The organism is Scandinavium sp., assembly GCF_051650185.1.
Classification (GTDB): Bacteria; Pseudomonadota; Gammaproteobacteria; order Enterobacterales; family Enterobacteriaceae; genus Scandinavium.
Map to the genome: position 1 here is coordinate 171,961 of NZ_JBOFIN010000146.1, position 16,416 is coordinate 188,376.

Here is a 16,416-nt window from a genome sequence, read left to right on the forward strand (position 1 = left end):
AGGCCACACGCTATGTCTATGGAAAACACCACTCCGGCGCCTGAAAAACGCCCGAGCAAACGTAAACGCAATTTTGCGATCCTGTTCCTGATCCTGATTCTGGCGGCAGCCGGGTGTCTGGCCTGGTATCTGCTCTACGCCCGCTATTACGAAACGACCGATGATGCTTATGTGAATGGCAACCAGGTCACGCTGACGCCGCAGATTGCCGGCACGGTCACTCAGGTTACTGTGGATGAAGGCGATTATGTGCAGAAAGGCCAGCCGCTGGTTCTGCTCGACCCAAGCGATACTGAAATTGCGCTTCAGCAGGCTGAGGCCAGTCTCGCCAATACCGTGCGCCAGGTTCGCGGCCTGTACAGCACCGCGGATAACTACCGTGCGCAGGTTGATGCGAAAAGAGTCGCCCTGCAAACCGCGCAAAGTGACTACGCTCGCCGTGCCAAAATCTTCTCAACCGGCGCAATCGCGGCGGAAGATCTGGCGCACTATCGCGATGCTGTCACCAGTGCCCAAAGCGATTTGGTTGCCGCACAGCAGGCGTTGAAAACCAATCAGGCGATGGTGGATGACACGGTTATCGACAGCCACCCTGAAATCAAAACTGCCGTAGCGACCCTACGCCAGCGCTATCTGGACAACGCTCGTAGCACCATTGTTGCGCCTGTCAGCGGTTATGTGGCGAAGCGTGCCGTGCAGCTCGGCATGCGCGTTACTTCAGGCACCACGCTGCTCGCTATCGTGCCTCTGGATCAGGTTTGGGTTGATGCCAACTTCAAAGAGAGCCAGATGCAGGATATGCGTCTGGGGCAGAAAGTGACGCTGAATGCCGACCTGTACGGCGACGATGTGCAGTATCAGGGCACGATTGAAAGCTTAGGGATCGGCACCGGCAGCGCGTTTTCCCTGCTGCCTGCGCAGAACGCCAGCGGCAACTGGATCAAGATTGTTCAGCGCCTGCCGGTTCGCATTACGCTCGACCCTCACGATATGCAGAAGCATCCGTTGCGTATTGGCCTGTCGATGAACGCGAAGGTGGATATCCGCAATGTTGATGGCCATCTTCTGCCGCAAAAAACCGTCGATCAGCCGCGATTCACCACCGATGTGTATGAAACGCCAATGGAAGCGGCCGACAAACTGGTGGCGAAAATCCTTCATGACAACAGCAGCGCCGTAGCCCAGCGTTAAGAGAGAAGCTATGTCTGAGCCGAAGGCGGCCTATACGCCCCCAAGCTTGTTCCTCGCGACGCTTGCGCTGTCGCTGGCCACGTTTATGCAGGTGCTGGATTCCACCATCGCCAACGTCGCGCTGCCCACCATTTCCGGTAATCTCGGGGTGAGTTCGGATCAGGGCACGTGGGTGATCACCTCGTTCGCGGTGTGTAACGCCATCGCATTGCCGCTGACCGGCTGGTTTACCCGCCGTTTTGGGCAGTTGCGGCTGTTTATCGCCTCGGTGGTATTTTTCACGCTCACGTCGTTCCTGTGTGGTTTTGCCCACAGCATGACGGAGCTGATCATCTTCCGCGCGCTGCAGGGCTTTTTCGCCGGGCCGATGTTCCCGATGTGTCAGACGCTGTTGCTGGTCATCTTCCCGCCGATGAAGCGAAGTATGGCGCTTGCGCTGCTGTCGATGGTCACCGTGGTCGCGCCGATTGTCGGCCCGATTACCGGCGGCTGGATAACCGATAACTACTCCTGGCCGTGGATTTTCTATATCAACGTGCCCATCGGGATTTTCGCCTCGATCGTGGTCTGGACGCAGCTGCGGGGAAGAGAAGAAACCACCCAGTCTTCGCCTATCGACTACATCGGCATCATGCTGCTGGTCCTGGGCGTAGGGCTGTTGCAGGTGGTACTGGATAAAGGCAATGATGAAGACTGGTTCTCATCGACGCCCATCATCGTGATGTCGGTGGTGTCCGCGATTAGCCTGATTAGCTTTGTGATTTGGGAGCTGGGCGAGCGTCACCCGATCGTAAATTTGCGCCTGTTCAAGGAGCGTAACTTCGCGATTGGTACGCTGGCGCTGATGCTCGGTTACGCCGCGTTCTTCGCCATCAACATCATTTTGCCGCAGTGGCTGCAAACACAGATGGGCTACACCGCCATCTGGGCAGGGCTTGCGGCCGCGCCGATGGGCTTCTTGCCGCTGCTGCTGACGCCAATCATCGGCCGCTATGCGACAAGGGTCGACCTGCGGCTACTGTGCTCCGTTTCGTTTCTGGTGATGGGCGCATCCTGTCTGATGCGTGCGCAGTTCAATACCGATGTGGATTTCCGCACCATCGCGGGCGTGCAGATGTTTATGGGGATTGGCGTGGCATTCTTCTTTATGCCGCTGACGACCATCGTGCTGTCGAACCTGCATGGCAACGAAGTGGCGGAAGGCTCCGGCCTGGCGACGTTTTTCCGCGTGCTTGGCGGCTCTTTTGCGTCGTCCCTCACCACCTGGATTTGGCAGCGCCGGGAGATTTTCCACCACGCAAATCTGACGGAAAGCGTGTCGCAATATAACCCGGCGGCGGTGGATTACGTGCAGAAGATGGGTGGCCCAACGCAGCAGCACTTTGCGATGATTGAGCAAAGCATCACGCAGCAGGCGTACATGATGTCGACGATTGATTACTTCTGGGTGCTCGGCTGGGGCTTTATGGGGCTTATCCTGATTATCTGGTTTACCCGTCCACCGTTTGTCCGCTCAGGCGCACCGGGCGCACCTGCGGCAGGGCATTAGCCCGGTGGCTTGATTGCCCGGTGGCGGCGACGCCTTACCGGGCCTAAGGATGATTTTGTAGGCCGGATAAGCGTAGCGCCATCCGGCATTTGTTAACTTTTCTGTGAGGAATTTGACGTCGTTCCATTCACCGTGATTATCTGATTGTCACTCCACGTCAGCCTTGTCCCGTTTTCACTGACGCGATCCCAACCAGGAGATACCCATGAGCCGCACGTATCAAAAAGACCCGAAAGCCGTTCAGGCCCTGTCCGAACTGGAATTTAACGTCACCCAGAAAAGTGCCACCGAGCGCCCGTTTACCGGCAAATATGATGAGCATTTTGAGGAGGGACTGTACGTCGATATTGTGTCCGGCGAGCCGCTTTTCTCGTCGCTGGATAAGTTTGATTCCGGCTGTGGCTGGCCTGCATTCAGCCGCCCGGTGGAAGATAATGTTCGCAACGTCAGTGATTTAAGCCACGGCATGGTGCGCACCGAAGTTCGCTCTCAGCACGGCGACAGCCATCTCGGACACGTGTTCCCGGACGGGCCGCAGGACAAAGGTGGCCTGCGCTACTGCATTAATTCCGCGTCGCTGCGCTTCATCCCGAAAGCGAATTTAGCCGCGGAAGGCTATGGAGACTATCTCTCCCTTTTTGACGCCAACGCGAACAAATAACGCGAAGCGGCAGGCATCTCACCTGCCGCCTTTGGCCGATTATTTTTCTGCCGCCGGGAACAGCAATGCGTCGCGCAAGAGGTGGTCGTTCCCGCGACGGCGAGTGAAGCCAATCCTGTCGAAGTATTCAAGGATTTGAATTGTCAGCTTGCGGCCCACGTTCAGGCTGTCACGGAAATCGGCCGCACAGGCCGATCCTCTCGCCAGATCCAGCTGGCGGATCAATCCGGCAAACTGCACAATCCGATCGTTGCGGTAATAACGATCTTTGACGATCGCCGTAATCATCCCCTGCTGCGCGGCCTGCCGTAACGTCACGCGCATGACCTGTTCGTCGCTGCCCGTTTCTTTTGCCAAATCCCGCACCCACCAGGGTTCATCGCCAAACAGCGGTTCCACTTTTTGCCACAGCACGGCCTGTTCGTCAGTAAAACCGGCTTTGTGATCCGGCAGATGCAGCCAGCCGTGGTGGCTATTGATCAGCCCCGACGAGCGCATTTGCTCAATCAGCATCAGCACCAGCGCTTCGTCTTCCATTGGCAAAGCGATACGACGCAGACGTTCCCGCCCAGGCCCCGGCTCATCGCGATGCTGCTCATGATAAACGGACAACGCATTTAGCAGCTTTTGCTGCCAGCGCTGGCCCAGTGCGCCGCTCAACACGCTGTCACCTGCCCGCAGCAGGTCTGGCAGTTGAAGCAACGGCGTTAATCCTTCGTCATTAAGCTGACGCGCCCAGCCAAATTCACTCAGGCGCAGGGCATCACGTTGCAGGTGGACATTGAATGCTTCTGCGTCCGTGCTCACCTGAGCGAGTTGCGCCAGCCACTGCAAATATTCCGGCTTACGTTTACCGCGACGAGGCGGGTTCAGCGTTACCACGCGCGCACCTGCGAGGGTGGTTCTGGCAGAGATATCTCGCAGCACCAGCCTGTCGTCATCCGCCAGCCACAGCGGCGTATCTAATACCAGTTCCGCCAGATTATTTTCCAGCAGCGAGACGCGCCCGGTGATATGGCTTGCGGCATGATGAAGATGCAGCGGCTGCCACTGTGTGAGCGGCGTGTGACAATACAGCTCAACAATGACGCGCTCTGAGGGTTCTGCTGGCTGCTGCGCCAGCAGCCAGTCGCCACGGGTGACTTCTTCTTTTTGCGCATCACCGGCAATGTTCAGCGCAATACGCTGCCCGGCGTGTGCCTGTTCTGTCGGCTGGTTTTGCGCGTGCAGCCCACGTACGCGCATGGGTTTGTTGACGCCTGTCAGCCAGAGCGTATCGCCAACCTTCACTTCGCCCGTCAGCGCAGTGCCGGTCACGACAAGGCCTGCGCCTTTCACGGTGAATGCCCGGTCAATCGCCAGGCGGAAACGTTGGTGTTCTGCATGCTGGCGTTCTGCCAGATTCAGCAGGTGTTCACGTAAGGCCCCGATACCGCGCATTTCCGTGGCGGCAGTTTCGAACAACGTGGCATCGTTGAAGCCGTATTCTTGTAAAACATCGGTGACTTGCTGACGAACGTCGGTAATACGATCGCTATCAACGCGATCGGTTTTGGTCAGAGCGACGGTGATAGTCGGCTTGCCGGTCAGTTGCAAAATCGCCAGATGTTCGCGGGTTTGCGCCATGACGCCGTCATCGCACGCCACCACCAGCAGGGCATGATCGATGCCGCCGACGCCCGCCAGCATATTGGCGAGGAATTTTTCATGGCCTGGCACATCGATAAACCCCGGCACGCGGCCATCAGGCTGCGGCCAGTAGGCGTACCCCAAATCGATGGTCATGCCACGCGCTTTCTCTTCCGGCAAGCGGGAGGCATTTACGCCCGTGATAGCCTGCAATAAGGTGGTTTTGCCGTGGTCAACGTGCCCGGCGGTGGCAATAATCATTTCAGCACACTCTCCAGAAAGCGCGCCTCGTCATCAAGGCAGCGCAAATCCAGCCATAAACGTCCGTCATAGATACGCCCTAACACTGGTAATTCACGCTGTCGCCAGCTTTCTGCCAGCGCTTCAAGCGTGCTGCCTCGCCCGTCATTCGGCGTCAGCGTTAACGCCTGAGAAGGCAGGCGATCGACGGGCAGCGAGCCACTGCCTATCTGAGACAGACACGGCTCAAGGCGCACGGTGAAATCAGGATATTGGGCTTGCAACGGTGCAAGTAAGCGCTCGCCCTGCTTACGAATCTCATCCTGTTGCCGCGTTAACAGGCGTAAGGTTGGCAGCGCTTGCTGGAGTTTTTCAGGATGCAGATACAGGCGTAGCGTGGCTTCCAGTGCTGCCAGCGTCATTTTATCGGCGCGCAACGCACGCTTGAGCGGATGCTGTTGCAGTGTCGCAATCAGCTCACGTTTGCCGACAATAATGCCCGCCTGCGGGCCACCGAGCAGCTTGTCGCCTGAGAAACTCACGAGGCTCACGCCGCTGGCAATCAGCTCCTGCGGCATCGGCTCTTTCGGCAGGCCATACTGGCTCAAATCCACCAGCGAACCGCTGCCTAAATCCGCGACCACCGGAATGCCTTTCTCCTGCCCGATGGAGGCCAGTTCGGCTTCATCAACCGCTTTGGTAAACCCTTCAATGCTGTAGTTGCTGGTGTGGACCTTCATCAGCAGCCCGGTGTTTTCATTAATCGCGTTGACGTAATCACAGGCGTGAGTGCGGTTAGTCGTGCCCACTTCATGCAGCGTGCAGCCCGCCTGGCGCATGACATCAGGAATACGGAATGCGCCGCCGATCTCCACCAGTTCGCCGCGTGAAACCACCACTTCTTTACCGTTCGCCGTGGCTGCCAGCATTAACAATACCGCTGCGGCGTTGTTGTTGACGATACAGGCGTCTTCCGCCCCCGTCAGACGGCACAGCAGTTCAGCCAGCGCGCTGTCGCGATGCCCACGTCCGGCGCCATCCAGCGAGTATTCCAGCGTGACGGGCGAACGCATGACTTCACTGACCGCCGCAACCGCCGCTTCCGACTGCAACGCCCGGCCCAGATTGGTGTGCAGCACCGTGCCGGTGAGGTTTATCACCGGGCGCAGCTTGCTTTGCGTATCCCCGGTAAGTCGCGCCTGTGCTGCCTGGTGCCAGTTCTGGCACCACTCTGGCAACACATTACTTTCGCGAATGCTGGCCCGCGCCTCGTCCTGCAACTGACGCAATACCGCGACAAGCTGGCTGTGACCGAAATGCTCGATAAGTGGGAGAAACGCCGGATCGCGCAACAGGCGGTCCGTAGCGGGAAGGTGACTGAACAGCGAAGGGGTTTCGGTGGTCATGAATAAGCCTGTGGTTTGCCCCCTCCCGACGGGAGAGGGGAATCAACGTGCAGGAATTGTACTGTTATTTTGCTCAGAGAGTTATTGATCGCGTTACGCTTTTGGCGGTTCTGTGCGGGCAAAACTGTCGCGCTGGAACAGTGTCTCGACCAGTTTGACCAGATGAGGGCGCGTCGCGCACCAGCCCGGAGAGACGTGGCGGAAATTGAGATAACCCACGGCGCAGGCTGTGGCGATGGTTGCCAGGTTCAGCTCGTCCGCTTTAAGCGTGCCGTCCGCCACATAGCTTTCCAGCGCATCCAGCCCCCGGCTAATTTTCTCACGCTGACGCACCAGCTCTTCCGGCGACTGCTGGGCCGCCGGGCGTGCCTGTTCGCGTACCGACACCAGACCCGCATCCATGATGCCATCGGCCAGCGCTTCAAGCTGACGCATATGCAGGGCGGCTTTGGCATCGCGAGGCACCATCGCCGGAGCAATATTCAGTTGCTCAATATACTGGGCGATAATCGGCGAATCATACCAGCACTCGCCCTCGTCGGTGACCAGCGCGGGCACTTTGCCGAGCGGATTAAACTGCGCCACGCCGTTGACGGCGTTATAGGGCATCTCGTTGATAAACTCGAAGGTGATCCCCTTTTCCAGCAGAATCACCGAAATTTTACGCACAAACGGGCTGGTGTAGCTCCCGATCAGTTTCATCGCCTGCTCCCTGATAGTCAGCAAAAATATCAGTATGGCGCAGGCGACGTAAAAATTCAGGTTAATGATCGAGATACAGATAGTGCATCCAGCTGGTCATGCGCAGCAGCACTTTTCGCATCACGGAAACATGGGAGAAGTGGTCGGAATAGACCGCTACCTGGGCGTATATCCCGTCCGGCAAAGCGTCCACATCAGCATTCGGGCTCAGTTCAATCGTGGCGATCACCCCATCCATCCCCGGTGCGACCGTTAAGGATTGCAGCGCCCCTTGTGCCTGATAAGAGCCGCCTGGCACCACGGGCAGAATACTGGTCAGCTTGCCGCCGAACACCTGACCGGGCAGGGCATTAAACACCACTTCGGCTTCATCACCCGGCTTCAGACGCAGCAGGGAATTTTGCCGGAACTGGGCCACAATCTGGCGCTTCTGTTCTGGAATAAAGACCATCACCGGGCGCAGCGGCAGCGCTGCGGCGTAGGTGCCCGGGCGAATCAGCACCTGGGTGATATAGCCATTACTGGGTGCCCGAACGATGGTCTGATCAAGGTTATATTTTGCCTCCGTCAGCTGCGCCCGCAGAGAGGCAATTTGCGACTGCTCGCCGTTCGCCTTGCTGTCCAGTTGGCTCTGAATCTGGGTCTGCTCGGCAACGGACGCTTTCACCATCGCATCCTGCGCCAGATAATTTTGTCTGGCGTTGTCGATATCACTTTCTGAGAACGGATTCACTCTTGCCTTACTTCCCTGCAAATAGCGTTGATAATCTTTATACAGGCGGTCACGCTCAGCGGACACGCGTGTTGTATTGGCTTGCGCCTCAGAAAGCTGCGCCTTAAGCACGTCAATATTATGCGTCGCGGTCACCAGGTCCGCCTGTAATCGGTCTACGCGAGCCTGATAGCGCGTGGGATCCAGCTTAAATAACACATCGCCTTTTTTAATCAGCTGATTATTTTTATCCGTTACCTCGCTAACAATTCCTGTCACCTGCGGGGTGATGGGAATTGAGATCACGGCTTTCTGCGCCGTAAAGGTATACGGGTGGTTATAGTTCATCAGTAATATCAGACCGGCGACAATAAATACGCCACCCAGGGTCGCGGTCGCCAGCGTCCATTGATTGACCGGAATGCGGAAGATCTTAAATATCGCCCAAGCAAAGGCCACATAAGTTAATACGATTAACAGATCCATGGTTATTGCTCCGGCGTGTTCTTCTGAACGGGCGTTTGCACGTCCGCCAGCTTCCTTTCCAGCTCTGCAATACGTCTGGACAGTGCATCAATGTCGGGATTGACGTCAGGCGGGGAACCGGACGGCGAAATGTGGTTTTGCATTCCCCAGCCGCGCTCAGGCTGGTACAGCGTGGCCCATATCCACAGGAACGGCCAGATAGCGTGGAGCGTGAACAGGCTTATCCACCCTGCCGTGTGGATCGCGTCGGCATGAGGATGGTTGCGCTTTTTGGCCATATTGTAAGGAATATCGTGAATGGCGATGATGCCGTAAAACAGGACCAGGAAGACGAAAATTAAAACGCCCAGCGCAAAATAGTTAAGAAACATAGCTGCCTCTTATTACGCTCTGAAGGAAAGGAAAGGTGCCCTGGTGGGAACCGCCTCTCCCACTGTCACTCAAGCATAATAAGGCTTTGCTATTCTCGCTATGAATGTAGAGTTTATTTCTTATTCACCATGTCATTGAGTTACAGCCCGGGTCACGGCTCAGGGCAAATTCAGGCCTGGATCACATCAGGCTTTGTCTGAAGAAAAATATCTTGTGATCAACATCACATATCAATAACAAACCCATCATCACAAAATGTGATTAACATCACATTAACAGCCTTGTCGGGGCTGTTTTTTGCGCTTAGTACTTTTTTTACACAGACATTTTGTGACGATGATCACTTCATTTACGGCTCACCACCCTATATTAGCGTGATTAAGATCACACCAAAGGGTGCTAACTGGACAGTTGAACGATTCAGTGCCAGATTTCGCATCATCAACAGGGTCCGGCTACCTCTGCCGCCACTTAACAACAAACCTCGGGCTTTGGCCTGCGCGACAGCAAACATAAGAAGGGGTGTTTTTATGTCATCCGATATCAAGATCAAAGTGCAAAGCTTTGGTCGCTTCCTCAGCAACATGGTGATGCCAAACATCGGCGCGTTTATCGCGTGGGGGATTATCACCGCATTATTTATTCCGACAGGGTGGTTGCCGAACGAAACGCTGGCGAAGCTGGTCGGGCCGATGATCACTTATCTGCTGCCGCTGCTCATCGGTTATACCGGTGGTCGTCTGGTTGGCGGTGACCGTGGTGGCGTGGTCGGTGCTATCACCACCATGGGCGTTATCGTCGGTGCAGACATGCCGATGTTCCTCGGCGCGATGATTGCCGGTCCTTTGGGCGGCTGGGCGATTAAGAAATTCGACGTCTGGGTTGATGGTAAGATCAAATCCGGTTTCGAAATGCTGGTGAACAACTTCTCCGCGGGCATCATCGGGATGATCCTCGCGATTCTGGCGTTCCTCGGCATTGGCCCTGCGGTTGAAGTGCTGTCCAAAGTGCTGGCGGCGGGCGTTAACTTCATGGTTGCGCACGACATGCTGCCACTGGCGTCTATCTTTGTTGAACCGGCGAAAATCCTGTTCCTCAATAACGCCATCAACCACGGTATCTTCTCGCCGCTGGGTATTCAGCAATCTCACGACCTCGGCAAGTCCATCTTCTTCCTGATTGAAGCTAACCCAGGCCCAGGTATGGGTGTTCTGCTGGCGTACATGTTCTTCGGTCGTGGTAGTGCGAAACAGTCTGCGGGCGGTGCGGCCATCATCCACTTCCTCGGCGGTATCCACGAAATTTACTTCCCGTACGTGCTGATGAACCCACGTCTGATCCTGGCCGTTATCCTCGGCGGTATGACTGGCGTGTTCACTCTGAGCGTGCTGAATGGCGGCCTGGTTTCACCTGCTTCACCAGGTTCTATCCTGGCGGTACTGGCGATGACGCCGAAAGGCGCGTACTTCGCTAACATTGCGGCTATCTGTGCGGCAATGGCGGTCTCCTTCGTGGTCTCTGCGATCCTGCTGAAAACCAGCAAAGTGAAAGAAGAAGACGACATCGAAGCGGCAACCCGTCGTATGCAGGACATGAAAGCAGAATCCAAAGGCGCTGCTTCTCCGCTGACCGCTGGTGATGTGACTAACGACCTGAGCCACGTGCGTAAAATCATCGTTGCCTGTGATGCCGGTATGGGCTCCAGCGCCATGGGTGCAGGCGTGCTGCGTAAGAAAGTCGCTGATGCGGGTCTGACCAACATCTCTGTGACCAACAGCGCGATCAACAACCTGCCGCCAGATGTAGACCTGGTCATCACTCACCGTGACCTGACCGAACGTGCGATGCGCCAGGTACCTCAGGCCCAGCACATTTCGCTGACCAACTTCCTCGACAGCGGCCTGTACACCAGCCTGACTGAGCGTCTGGTTGCGGCACAGCGTCACGAAGAGAACGAAGTGAAAGTCCGTGAAACGCTGCAAGGCAGCTTCGAGCAGGACGACAGCCATCTGTTCAAACTCGGCGCGGAAAACATCTTCCTCGGCTGCAAAGCCTTCAGCAAAGAAGAAGCCATCCGTTTTGCCGGTGAGCAACTGGTGAAAGGCGGTTACGTTGAGCCGGAATACGTTGAAGCGATGCTGGAACGTGAAAAACTGACCCCAACGTATCTGGGTGAGTCCATCGCGGTACCGCACGGCACCATCGAAGCGAAAGACCGTGTGCTGAAAACCGGCGTGGTATTCTGTCAGTACCCGGACGGCGTGAAATTTGGTGATGAGCCAGACGACATTGCCCGCCTGGTGATTGGTATCGCGGCGCGTAATAACGAGCACATTCACGTTATCACCAGCCTCACCAACGCCCTGGATGACGAATCTGTTATCGAGCGTCTGGCTACCACCCACAGCGTGGCCGAAGTGCTGGCCCTGATTTCGGGTAACAAAGCAGCCTAAGTTCTCCCACTCTCTCCCTACGGGGAGAGGGTTCGGGTGAGGGACTGCGGATTCGCCCTCACCCGAGCCCTCTCGGGTAAAAACATTGATGAAGGTTAAGACTATGAAAGCATTACATTTTGGCGCAGGTAATATCGGACGTGGCTTTATCGGCAAACTGTTGGCCGATGCGGGTATCACCCTGACGTTCGCCGATGTGAATCAGGTGGTTCTGGATGCCCTGAATGCCCGTCATAGCTATCAGGTGCACGTGGTTGGCGAGAATGAGCAGGTTGAAACCGTTTCTGGCGTGAATGCCGTCAGCAGCATCGGCGATGACGTGGTGGAGCTGATTGCTCAGGTTGATCTGGTGACTACCGCCGTTGGCCCGGTTGTGCTTGAGCGCATTGCCCCGGCCATCGCGAAAGGCCTGGCAAAACGTAAAGCCGCTGGCAACAACACGCCGCTGAACATCATCGCCTGTGAAAACATGGTGCGTGGTTCGACTCAGCTGAAAGGCCACGTTGATGCGGCGCTGGCCGCAGAAGATAAAGCCTGGGTTGCTGAGCACGTTGGCTTTGTGGATTCTGCCGTTGACCGCATCGTGCCGCCGTCTGCCTCCGCCACCAACGACCCGCTTGAAGTGACGGTAGAAACCTTCAGCGAGTGGATCGTCGACAAGACCCAGTTTAAAGGCACCCTGCCGACCATTCCGGGAATGGAATTAACTGATAACCTGATGGCATTTGTGGAACGCAAGCTCTTCACCCTGAACACCGGGCATGCTATAACCGCCTACCTCGGTAAGCTGGCAGGTCACCAGACCATCCGCGACGCGATTCTCGATGAAAAAATTCGTGCCGTGGTGAAAGGTGCCATGGAAGAGAGCGGCGCGGTGTTGATTAAGCGCTACGGTTTCGATGCCGATAAACACGCTGCCTATATCCAGAAAATCCTCGGTCGCTTTGAGAACCCGTATCTGAAAGATGACGTCGAGCGCGTTGGCCGCCAGCCGCTGCGCAAACTGAGCGCGGGCGACCGTCTGATTAAACCGCTGCTCGGCACGCTGGAATATGGCCTGCCGCATGCGAATCTGGTGAAAGGGATCGCGGGTGCGATGCACTACCGCAGTGAAGAAGACCCACAGGCGCTGGAACTGGCACAGCTTATCGAAGAGAAAGGCCCACAGGCCGCGTTGGCGCAAGTTTCCGGACTGGATGCCAACAGCGACGTGGTCGCGGAGGCGGTTAACGCATATAACGCGATCAAATGATGCACGACCCGGTGCTGCTCGTGGAGCAGCACCTCAACAAAAGATTGTCAGATATGCAGGCAATAATGGAAGAAACCCAGGCCTTTGAAAACCGTGTGCTTGAGCGTCTGAATGCTGGCAAAACCGTTCGAAGCTTCCTGATTACCGCCGTGGAGTTACTGACCGAGGCGGTCAACATGCTGGTGCTTCAGGTCTTCCGCAAAGACGATTACGCGGTGAAATACGCAGTGGAACCGTTGCTGGACGGCGAAGGGCCGCTGGGCGATTTGTCTGTGCGCCTGAAACTCATCTACGGCCTTGGTGTTATCAGCCGTGCAGAGTATGAAGATGCGGAACTGCTGATGGCGCTGCGAGAAGAACTCAACCACGACGGCAATGAATACGCTTTCACGGACGATGAAATCCTCGGTCCTTTTGGCGAACTGCACTGCGTTGCCGCCCTGCCGCCACAGCCGGTTTTTGAGACCAGCGATGCCGGGCTCTTTGCCATGCAAAAGCAGCGCTATCAGCAGGTTGTACGCTCAACCATGGTGCTGTCACTCACTGAGCTGATTTCCCGAATCAGCCTGAAAAAAGCCTTCCAGAAGTAATCCGCTCAGTCCTGGTTTTCGCTTTCCCGTTCACACGCCGGTTTATATAAATCCCGATAGTATTCCAGTCGCTCACGAAAGAGCGGGCCTTTCTCCTCGGGAATGTGCTCAGGAATGTGATTCAGCGGCGGAGACTTCTTCAGGTACTCCATAAACGCCTGGCTGGAGGCCATGAAATCCACCGCTTTATCGATGATCTTCGGCACGTTCTCACCCATCTTAGCCATCATCTTCCCTCCTTTTCGGTTGTCTCTCTTAAGCCTGGTCTGGTCGCTTCGGTTTCGCTGGGGAAAAAGTGCCTTTTTGTTCACTTAAAGCGCAAAAATGCGATCGGACAGACACTTCAAAAATTATCCTTATTTTTCATGTTATTAGACTTAATGAAATCCTATCAACGTTCATCTGCGCAGGATCAATGTCGATAATTAACTATCAGGAACAACGCTCAACGCGCATACTATGGGGTATCAAACGTCTTTTACATCACTAAGTCACAGACCATGAAAGAAGTAGAAAAGAACGAAATCAAACGCCTGAGCGACCGCCTGGACGCTATCCGTCACCTGCAGCCAACCCTTTCTCTGGTGGATGAAGCAGAGAAGTATGCCGAGCTGGAAAAAGAGAAAGCGACGCTGGAAACAGAAATCGCGCGCCTGCGCGAAGTGTATGGCCAGAAGCTGAGCAAAGAAGCACAGAAACTGGCTGACATGCCGTTCCGCCGCGCTATTACCAAAAAAGAGCAGGCCGATATGGGCAAGCTGAAGAAAAGCGTCCGTGGCCTGGTGGTTATTCACCCGATGACCGCGCTGGGCCGTGAAATGGGCCTGAAAGAGATGACCGGCTTTTCGAAGACTGAGTTTTAAGTCTACGCGGGAGAGCGCCCCTCTCCCCGACCTCTCCCTTGATTGGCCCAACCAATTTAACTCCGTTCTGTACAACGCCTCACAGTTCCATCTTCCCACGCAACATATGCATTGCCTGAAGACAACATATCGTTAACCATTCTTCTTAGAACGCCCCAACATTGGCAGGACCACTTTTACATGAGCATTGCTCCGCGCTGTCTGGCAGACGAGGTGGCAACCCGTGTGCGTAAGCTGATTGAAGAACGGCAACTGGAACCCGGTATGCGGCTGCCCGCCGAGCGCCAATTGGCTGTGCAGCTTGGCGTGTCTCGCAATTCGTTGCGAGAAGCACTGGCAAGACTGGTGAGCGAAGGTTTGCTGTTAAGCCGTCGCGGCGGCGGAACGTTTGTGCGTTGGCAGCACGAACCCTGGTCTGAGCACAACATCGTGCAACCGCTGAAAAGCCTGTTGGCCGATGACCCGGACTACACCTTCGATATCCTCGAAGCTCGCCATGCAATTGAAGCCAGTACCGCGTGGCACGCTGCGCTGCGAGCCACCGACGCCGATAAAGAGAAACTCAGGCTCTGTTTTGAGGCGTCGCAAAGTGAAGATCCTGATCTCGCCTCGCAGGGTGACGTCCGTTTTCACCTGGCTATCGCCGAAGCCTCTCACAATGTTGTCCTGCTTCAGACCATGCGAGGTTTCTTCGAGCTGCTGCAATCCTCGGTGATTAAAAGCCGTCAGCGGATGTACCTCGTGCCTCCAGTGTTTTCCCGACTGACTGAACAACACCAGACGGTAATGAACGCGATTCTGGCAGGCGATGCGGAAGGGGCCCGCCTGGCGATGATGGCGCATCTGGGATTCGTTCACACCACCATTAAACAGTTTGATGAAGACCGGGCCAGACAGGCGCGCATCACCCGCCTGCCCGGCGATCCTGACAAACCCTAAGGGAGAACAAGCCATGATCATTTCCGCCGCCAGCGACTATCGCGCCGCCGCACAGCGTATTCTGCCGCCGTTCCTGTTTCATTACATCGACGGCGGGGCCTACTCGGAGCATACCCTGCGTCGCAACGTAGAGGATTTATCGCAGGTGGCGCTGCGCCAGCGAGTGTTGAAAAACATGGCCGACCTCAGCCTGGAAACGAAATTGTTCAACGAAACGCTGTCGATGCCGGTGGCGCTGGCTCCGGTCGGCCTGTGTGGTATGTATGCCCGCCGTGGTGAAGTGCAGGCGGCGGGAGCTGCCGATGCGAAAGGCATTCCGTTTACGCTCTCAACGGTTTCCGTGTGCCCGATTGAAGAAGTCGCGCCAACCATTAAGCGCCCGATGTGGTTCCAGCTTTATGTTCTGCGCGACCGTGGCTTTATGCGCAATGCACTGGAACGAGCCAAAGCAGCAGGCTGTTCGACGCTGGTGTTTACCGTGGATATGCCAACGCCAGGTGCGCGCTATCGTGATGCGCACTCTGGCATGAGTGGCCCGAATGCGGCAATGCGTCGTTACTGGCAGGCCGTCACGCATCCTCAATGGGCATGGGATGTGGGCGTAAATGGCCGTCCGCACGATTTAGGCAATATCTCGACCTATCTGGGCAAACCGACCGGGCTGGAAGATTACATCGGCTGGCTGGCGAACAACTTCGATCCGTCCATTTCGTGGAAAGACCTGGAGTGGATCCGTGAATTCTGGGATGGCCCGATGGTGATCAAAGGCATTCTCGATCCAGAAGATGCCCGCGATGCCGTTCGCTTTGGCGCTGACGGTATCGTGGTGTCGAACCACGGCGGTCGCCAGTTGGATGGCGTGCTTTCTTCAGCGCGAGCGCTGCCAGCCATTGCTGATGCTGTAAAAGGCGACATCGCGATTCTGGCCGACAGCGGTATTCGCAATGGGCTGGACGTGGTGCGTATGCTTGCGCTGGGTGCTGACAGCGTATTGCTGGGCCGCGCTTATCTGTACGCCCTGGCGACACACGGCGGCGCGGGCGTCACTAACTTGCTGAACCTGATCGAAAAAGAGATGAAGGTGGCGATGACCCTGACTGGGGCGAAATCTATCAGCGAGATTTCCCGTGATTCTCTGGTGCAGGAAGCGAAGCACCTGGCTTCAGCGCTGGCGCCTGTTGTTCGTGGAGATGCGGCGTAGTCCGTGCACTGATTTCCCCTCACCCTAACCCCTCCCCATGTACGGTCCGGAGACATGGTAGACAGGTGTTCGGGGACATGGTGAACACTATTTAACATCCTTTACCCATGGTTATCGACCTTTTCTTCAGGTCGATAACCCCCACTTTCGTGCTGTACCACCACACTTCA

At 56.1% G+C, this 16,416-nt stretch carries 15 protein-coding genes; 9 read left to right on the forward strand and 6 right to left on the reverse strand.

What is annotated here, in order from left to right:
* Nucleotides 1-12 precede the first annotated feature (12 nt).
* The 3 genes from ACRCWW_RS20825 (at nt 13) to msrB (ending at nt 3,401) form a co-directional block, all read left to right on the forward strand.
* The gene (locus tag ACRCWW_RS20825; RefSeq protein ID WP_438684101.1) at nt 13-1,191 is read left to right on the forward strand and encodes an efflux RND transporter periplasmic adaptor subunit; all 1,179 of its coding nucleotides are present in this window, start codon (nt 13-15) and stop codon (nt 1,189-1,191) included.
* Nucleotides 1,192-1,201: 10 nt separating this feature from the next.
* Complete coding sequence (locus ACRCWW_RS20830; protein ID WP_438684102.1) at nt 1,202-2,740, forward strand: DHA2 family efflux MFS transporter permease subunit; 1,539 nt, start codon at nt 1,202-1,204, stop codon at nt 2,738-2,740.
* Nucleotides 2,741-2,945: 205 nt separating this feature from the next.
* The gene (gene msrB, locus ACRCWW_RS20835) at nt 2,946-3,401 is read left to right on the forward strand and encodes a peptide-methionine (R)-S-oxide reductase MsrB (RefSeq protein ID WP_438684103.1); all 456 of its coding nucleotides are present in this window, start codon (nt 2,946-2,948) and stop codon (nt 3,399-3,401) included.
* A 39-nt stretch (nt 3,402-3,440) separates the two neighbouring features.
* Here the strand turns inward: msrB and selB are convergent, their stop codons facing one another.
* From selB to ACRCWW_RS20860, 5 genes are all read right to left on the reverse strand, one after another.
* Entirely contained in the window at nt 3,441-5,291 is a 1,851-nt protein-coding gene (gene selB, locus ACRCWW_RS20840; RefSeq protein WP_438684104.1) for a selenocysteine-specific translation elongation factor, read from the reverse strand.
* The gene (selA, locus tag ACRCWW_RS20845; RefSeq protein ID WP_438684105.1) at nt 5,288-6,676 is read right to left on the reverse strand and encodes an L-seryl-tRNA(Sec) selenium transferase; all 1,389 of its coding nucleotides are present in this window, start codon (nt 6,674-6,676) and stop codon (nt 5,288-5,290) included. Before selA ends, selB begins: the two co-directional genes overlap by 4 nt.
* Before the next feature lie 93 nt (nt 6,677-6,769).
* Complete coding sequence (locus tag ACRCWW_RS20850; RefSeq protein WP_438684106.1) at nt 6,770-7,378, reverse strand: glutathione S-transferase; 609 nt, start codon at nt 7,376-7,378, stop codon at nt 6,770-6,772.
* Between the two features lie 61 nt (nt 7,379-7,439).
* Entirely contained in the window at nt 7,440-8,576 is a 1,137-nt protein-coding gene (locus ACRCWW_RS20855) for an HlyD family secretion protein (protein ID WP_438684107.1), read from the reverse strand.
* Nucleotides 8,577-8,578: 2 nt separating this feature from the next.
* Nucleotides 8,579-8,947, reverse strand: a complete 369-nt coding sequence (locus tag ACRCWW_RS20860; RefSeq protein WP_438684108.1) for a DUF3302 domain-containing protein — start codon at nt 8,945-8,947, stop codon at nt 8,579-8,581.
* A 531-nt stretch (nt 8,948-9,478) separates the two neighbouring features.
* On the opposite strand from ACRCWW_RS20860, the gene ACRCWW_RS20865 reads away from it, so the two are divergent.
* From ACRCWW_RS20865 to mtlR, 3 genes are all read left to right on the forward strand, one after another.
* Nucleotides 9,479-11,401, forward strand: a complete 1,923-nt coding sequence (locus tag ACRCWW_RS20865; protein ID WP_438684109.1) for a PTS mannitol transporter subunit IICBA — start codon at nt 9,479-9,481, stop codon at nt 11,399-11,401.
* An 88-nt stretch (nt 11,402-11,489) separates the two neighbouring features.
* Nucleotides 11,490-12,653: a mannitol-1-phosphate 5-dehydrogenase gene (gene mtlD / locus ACRCWW_RS20870; RefSeq protein ID WP_438684110.1), complete on the forward strand. Its 1,164-nt coding sequence runs from the start codon at nt 11,490-11,492 to the stop codon at nt 12,651-12,653.
* Complete coding sequence (gene mtlR / locus ACRCWW_RS20875) at nt 12,653-13,243, forward strand: mannitol operon repressor MtlR (RefSeq protein ID WP_438684119.1); 591 nt, start codon at nt 12,653-12,655, stop codon at nt 13,241-13,243. Before mtlD ends, mtlR begins: the two co-directional genes overlap by 1 nt.
* Nucleotides 13,244-13,248: 5 nt before the next feature.
* Here mtlR and ACRCWW_RS20880 read toward each other — a convergent pair whose 3' ends face one another.
* Entirely contained in the window at nt 13,249-13,470 is a 222-nt protein-coding gene (locus ACRCWW_RS20880) for a hypothetical protein (protein WP_438684111.1), read from the reverse strand.
* Nucleotides 13,471-13,743: 273 nt separating this feature from the next.
* On the opposite strand from ACRCWW_RS20880, the gene ACRCWW_RS20885 reads away from it, so the two are divergent.
* From ACRCWW_RS20885 to lldD, 3 genes are all read left to right on the forward strand, one after another.
* The gene (locus tag ACRCWW_RS20885; RefSeq protein WP_438684112.1) at nt 13,744-14,106 is read left to right on the forward strand and encodes a YibL family ribosome-associated protein; all 363 of its coding nucleotides are present in this window, start codon (nt 13,744-13,746) and stop codon (nt 14,104-14,106) included.
* 180 nt (nt 14,107-14,286) lie between these two features.
* Nucleotides 14,287-15,045, forward strand: a complete 759-nt coding sequence (gene lldR / locus ACRCWW_RS20890; RefSeq protein WP_438684113.1) for a transcriptional regulator LldR — start codon at nt 14,287-14,289, stop codon at nt 15,043-15,045.
* 13 nt (nt 15,046-15,058) lie between these two features.
* Nucleotides 15,059-16,246 (forward strand): FMN-dependent L-lactate dehydrogenase LldD, encoded by a 1,188-nt coding sequence (gene lldD / locus ACRCWW_RS20895; protein ID WP_438684114.1) that lies wholly within the window; start codon nt 15,059-15,061, stop codon nt 16,244-16,246.
* The last annotated feature ends 170 nt before the right edge of the window (nt 16,247-16,416 follow it).

Coding starts and splice junctions, on each gene's coding strand:
- lldR (WP_438684113.1), top strand. CDS start 14,287: ATGAGCATTGCTCCGCGCTGTCTGGCAGACGAGGTGGCAACCCGTGTG.
- lldD (WP_438684114.1), top strand. CDS start 15,059: ATGATCATTTCCGCCGCCAGCGACTATCGCGCCGCCGCACAGCGTATT.
- selA (WP_438684105.1), bottom strand. CDS start 6,676: ATGACCACCGAAACCCCTTCGCTGTTCAGTCACCTTCCCGCTACGGAC.
- mtlD (WP_438684110.1), top strand. CDS start 11,490: ATGAAGGTTAAGACTATGAAAGCATTACATTTTGGCGCAGGTAATATC.
- ACRCWW_RS20885 (WP_438684112.1), top strand. CDS start 13,744: ATGAAAGAAGTAGAAAAGAACGAAATCAAACGCCTGAGCGACCGCCTG.
- ACRCWW_RS20860 (WP_438684108.1), bottom strand. CDS start 8,947: ATGTTTCTTAACTATTTTGCGCTGGGCGTTTTAATTTTCGTCTTCCTG.
- mtlR (WP_438684119.1), top strand. CDS start 12,653: ATGCACGACCCGGTGCTGCTCGTGGAGCAGCACCTCAACAAAAGATTG.
- selB (WP_438684104.1), bottom strand. CDS start 5,291: ATGATTATTGCCACCGCCGGGCACGTTGACCACGGCAAAACCACCTTA.
- msrB (WP_438684103.1), top strand. CDS start 2,946: ATGAGCCGCACGTATCAAAAAGACCCGAAAGCCGTTCAGGCCCTGTCC.
- ACRCWW_RS20830 (WP_438684102.1), top strand. CDS start 1,202: ATGTCTGAGCCGAAGGCGGCCTATACGCCCCCAAGCTTGTTCCTCGCG.
- ACRCWW_RS20880 (WP_438684111.1), bottom strand. CDS start 13,470: ATGGCTAAGATGGGTGAGAACGTGCCGAAGATCATCGATAAAGCGGTG.
- ACRCWW_RS20825 (WP_438684101.1), top strand. CDS start 13: ATGTCTATGGAAAACACCACTCCGGCGCCTGAAAAACGCCCGAGCAAA.
- ACRCWW_RS20850 (WP_438684106.1), bottom strand. CDS start 7,378: ATGAAACTGATCGGGAGCTACACCAGCCCGTTTGTGCGTAAAATTTCG.
- ACRCWW_RS20865 (WP_438684109.1), top strand. CDS start 9,479: ATGTCATCCGATATCAAGATCAAAGTGCAAAGCTTTGGTCGCTTCCTC.
- ACRCWW_RS20855 (WP_438684107.1), bottom strand. CDS start 8,576: ATGGATCTGTTAATCGTATTAACTTATGTGGCCTTTGCTTGGGCGATA.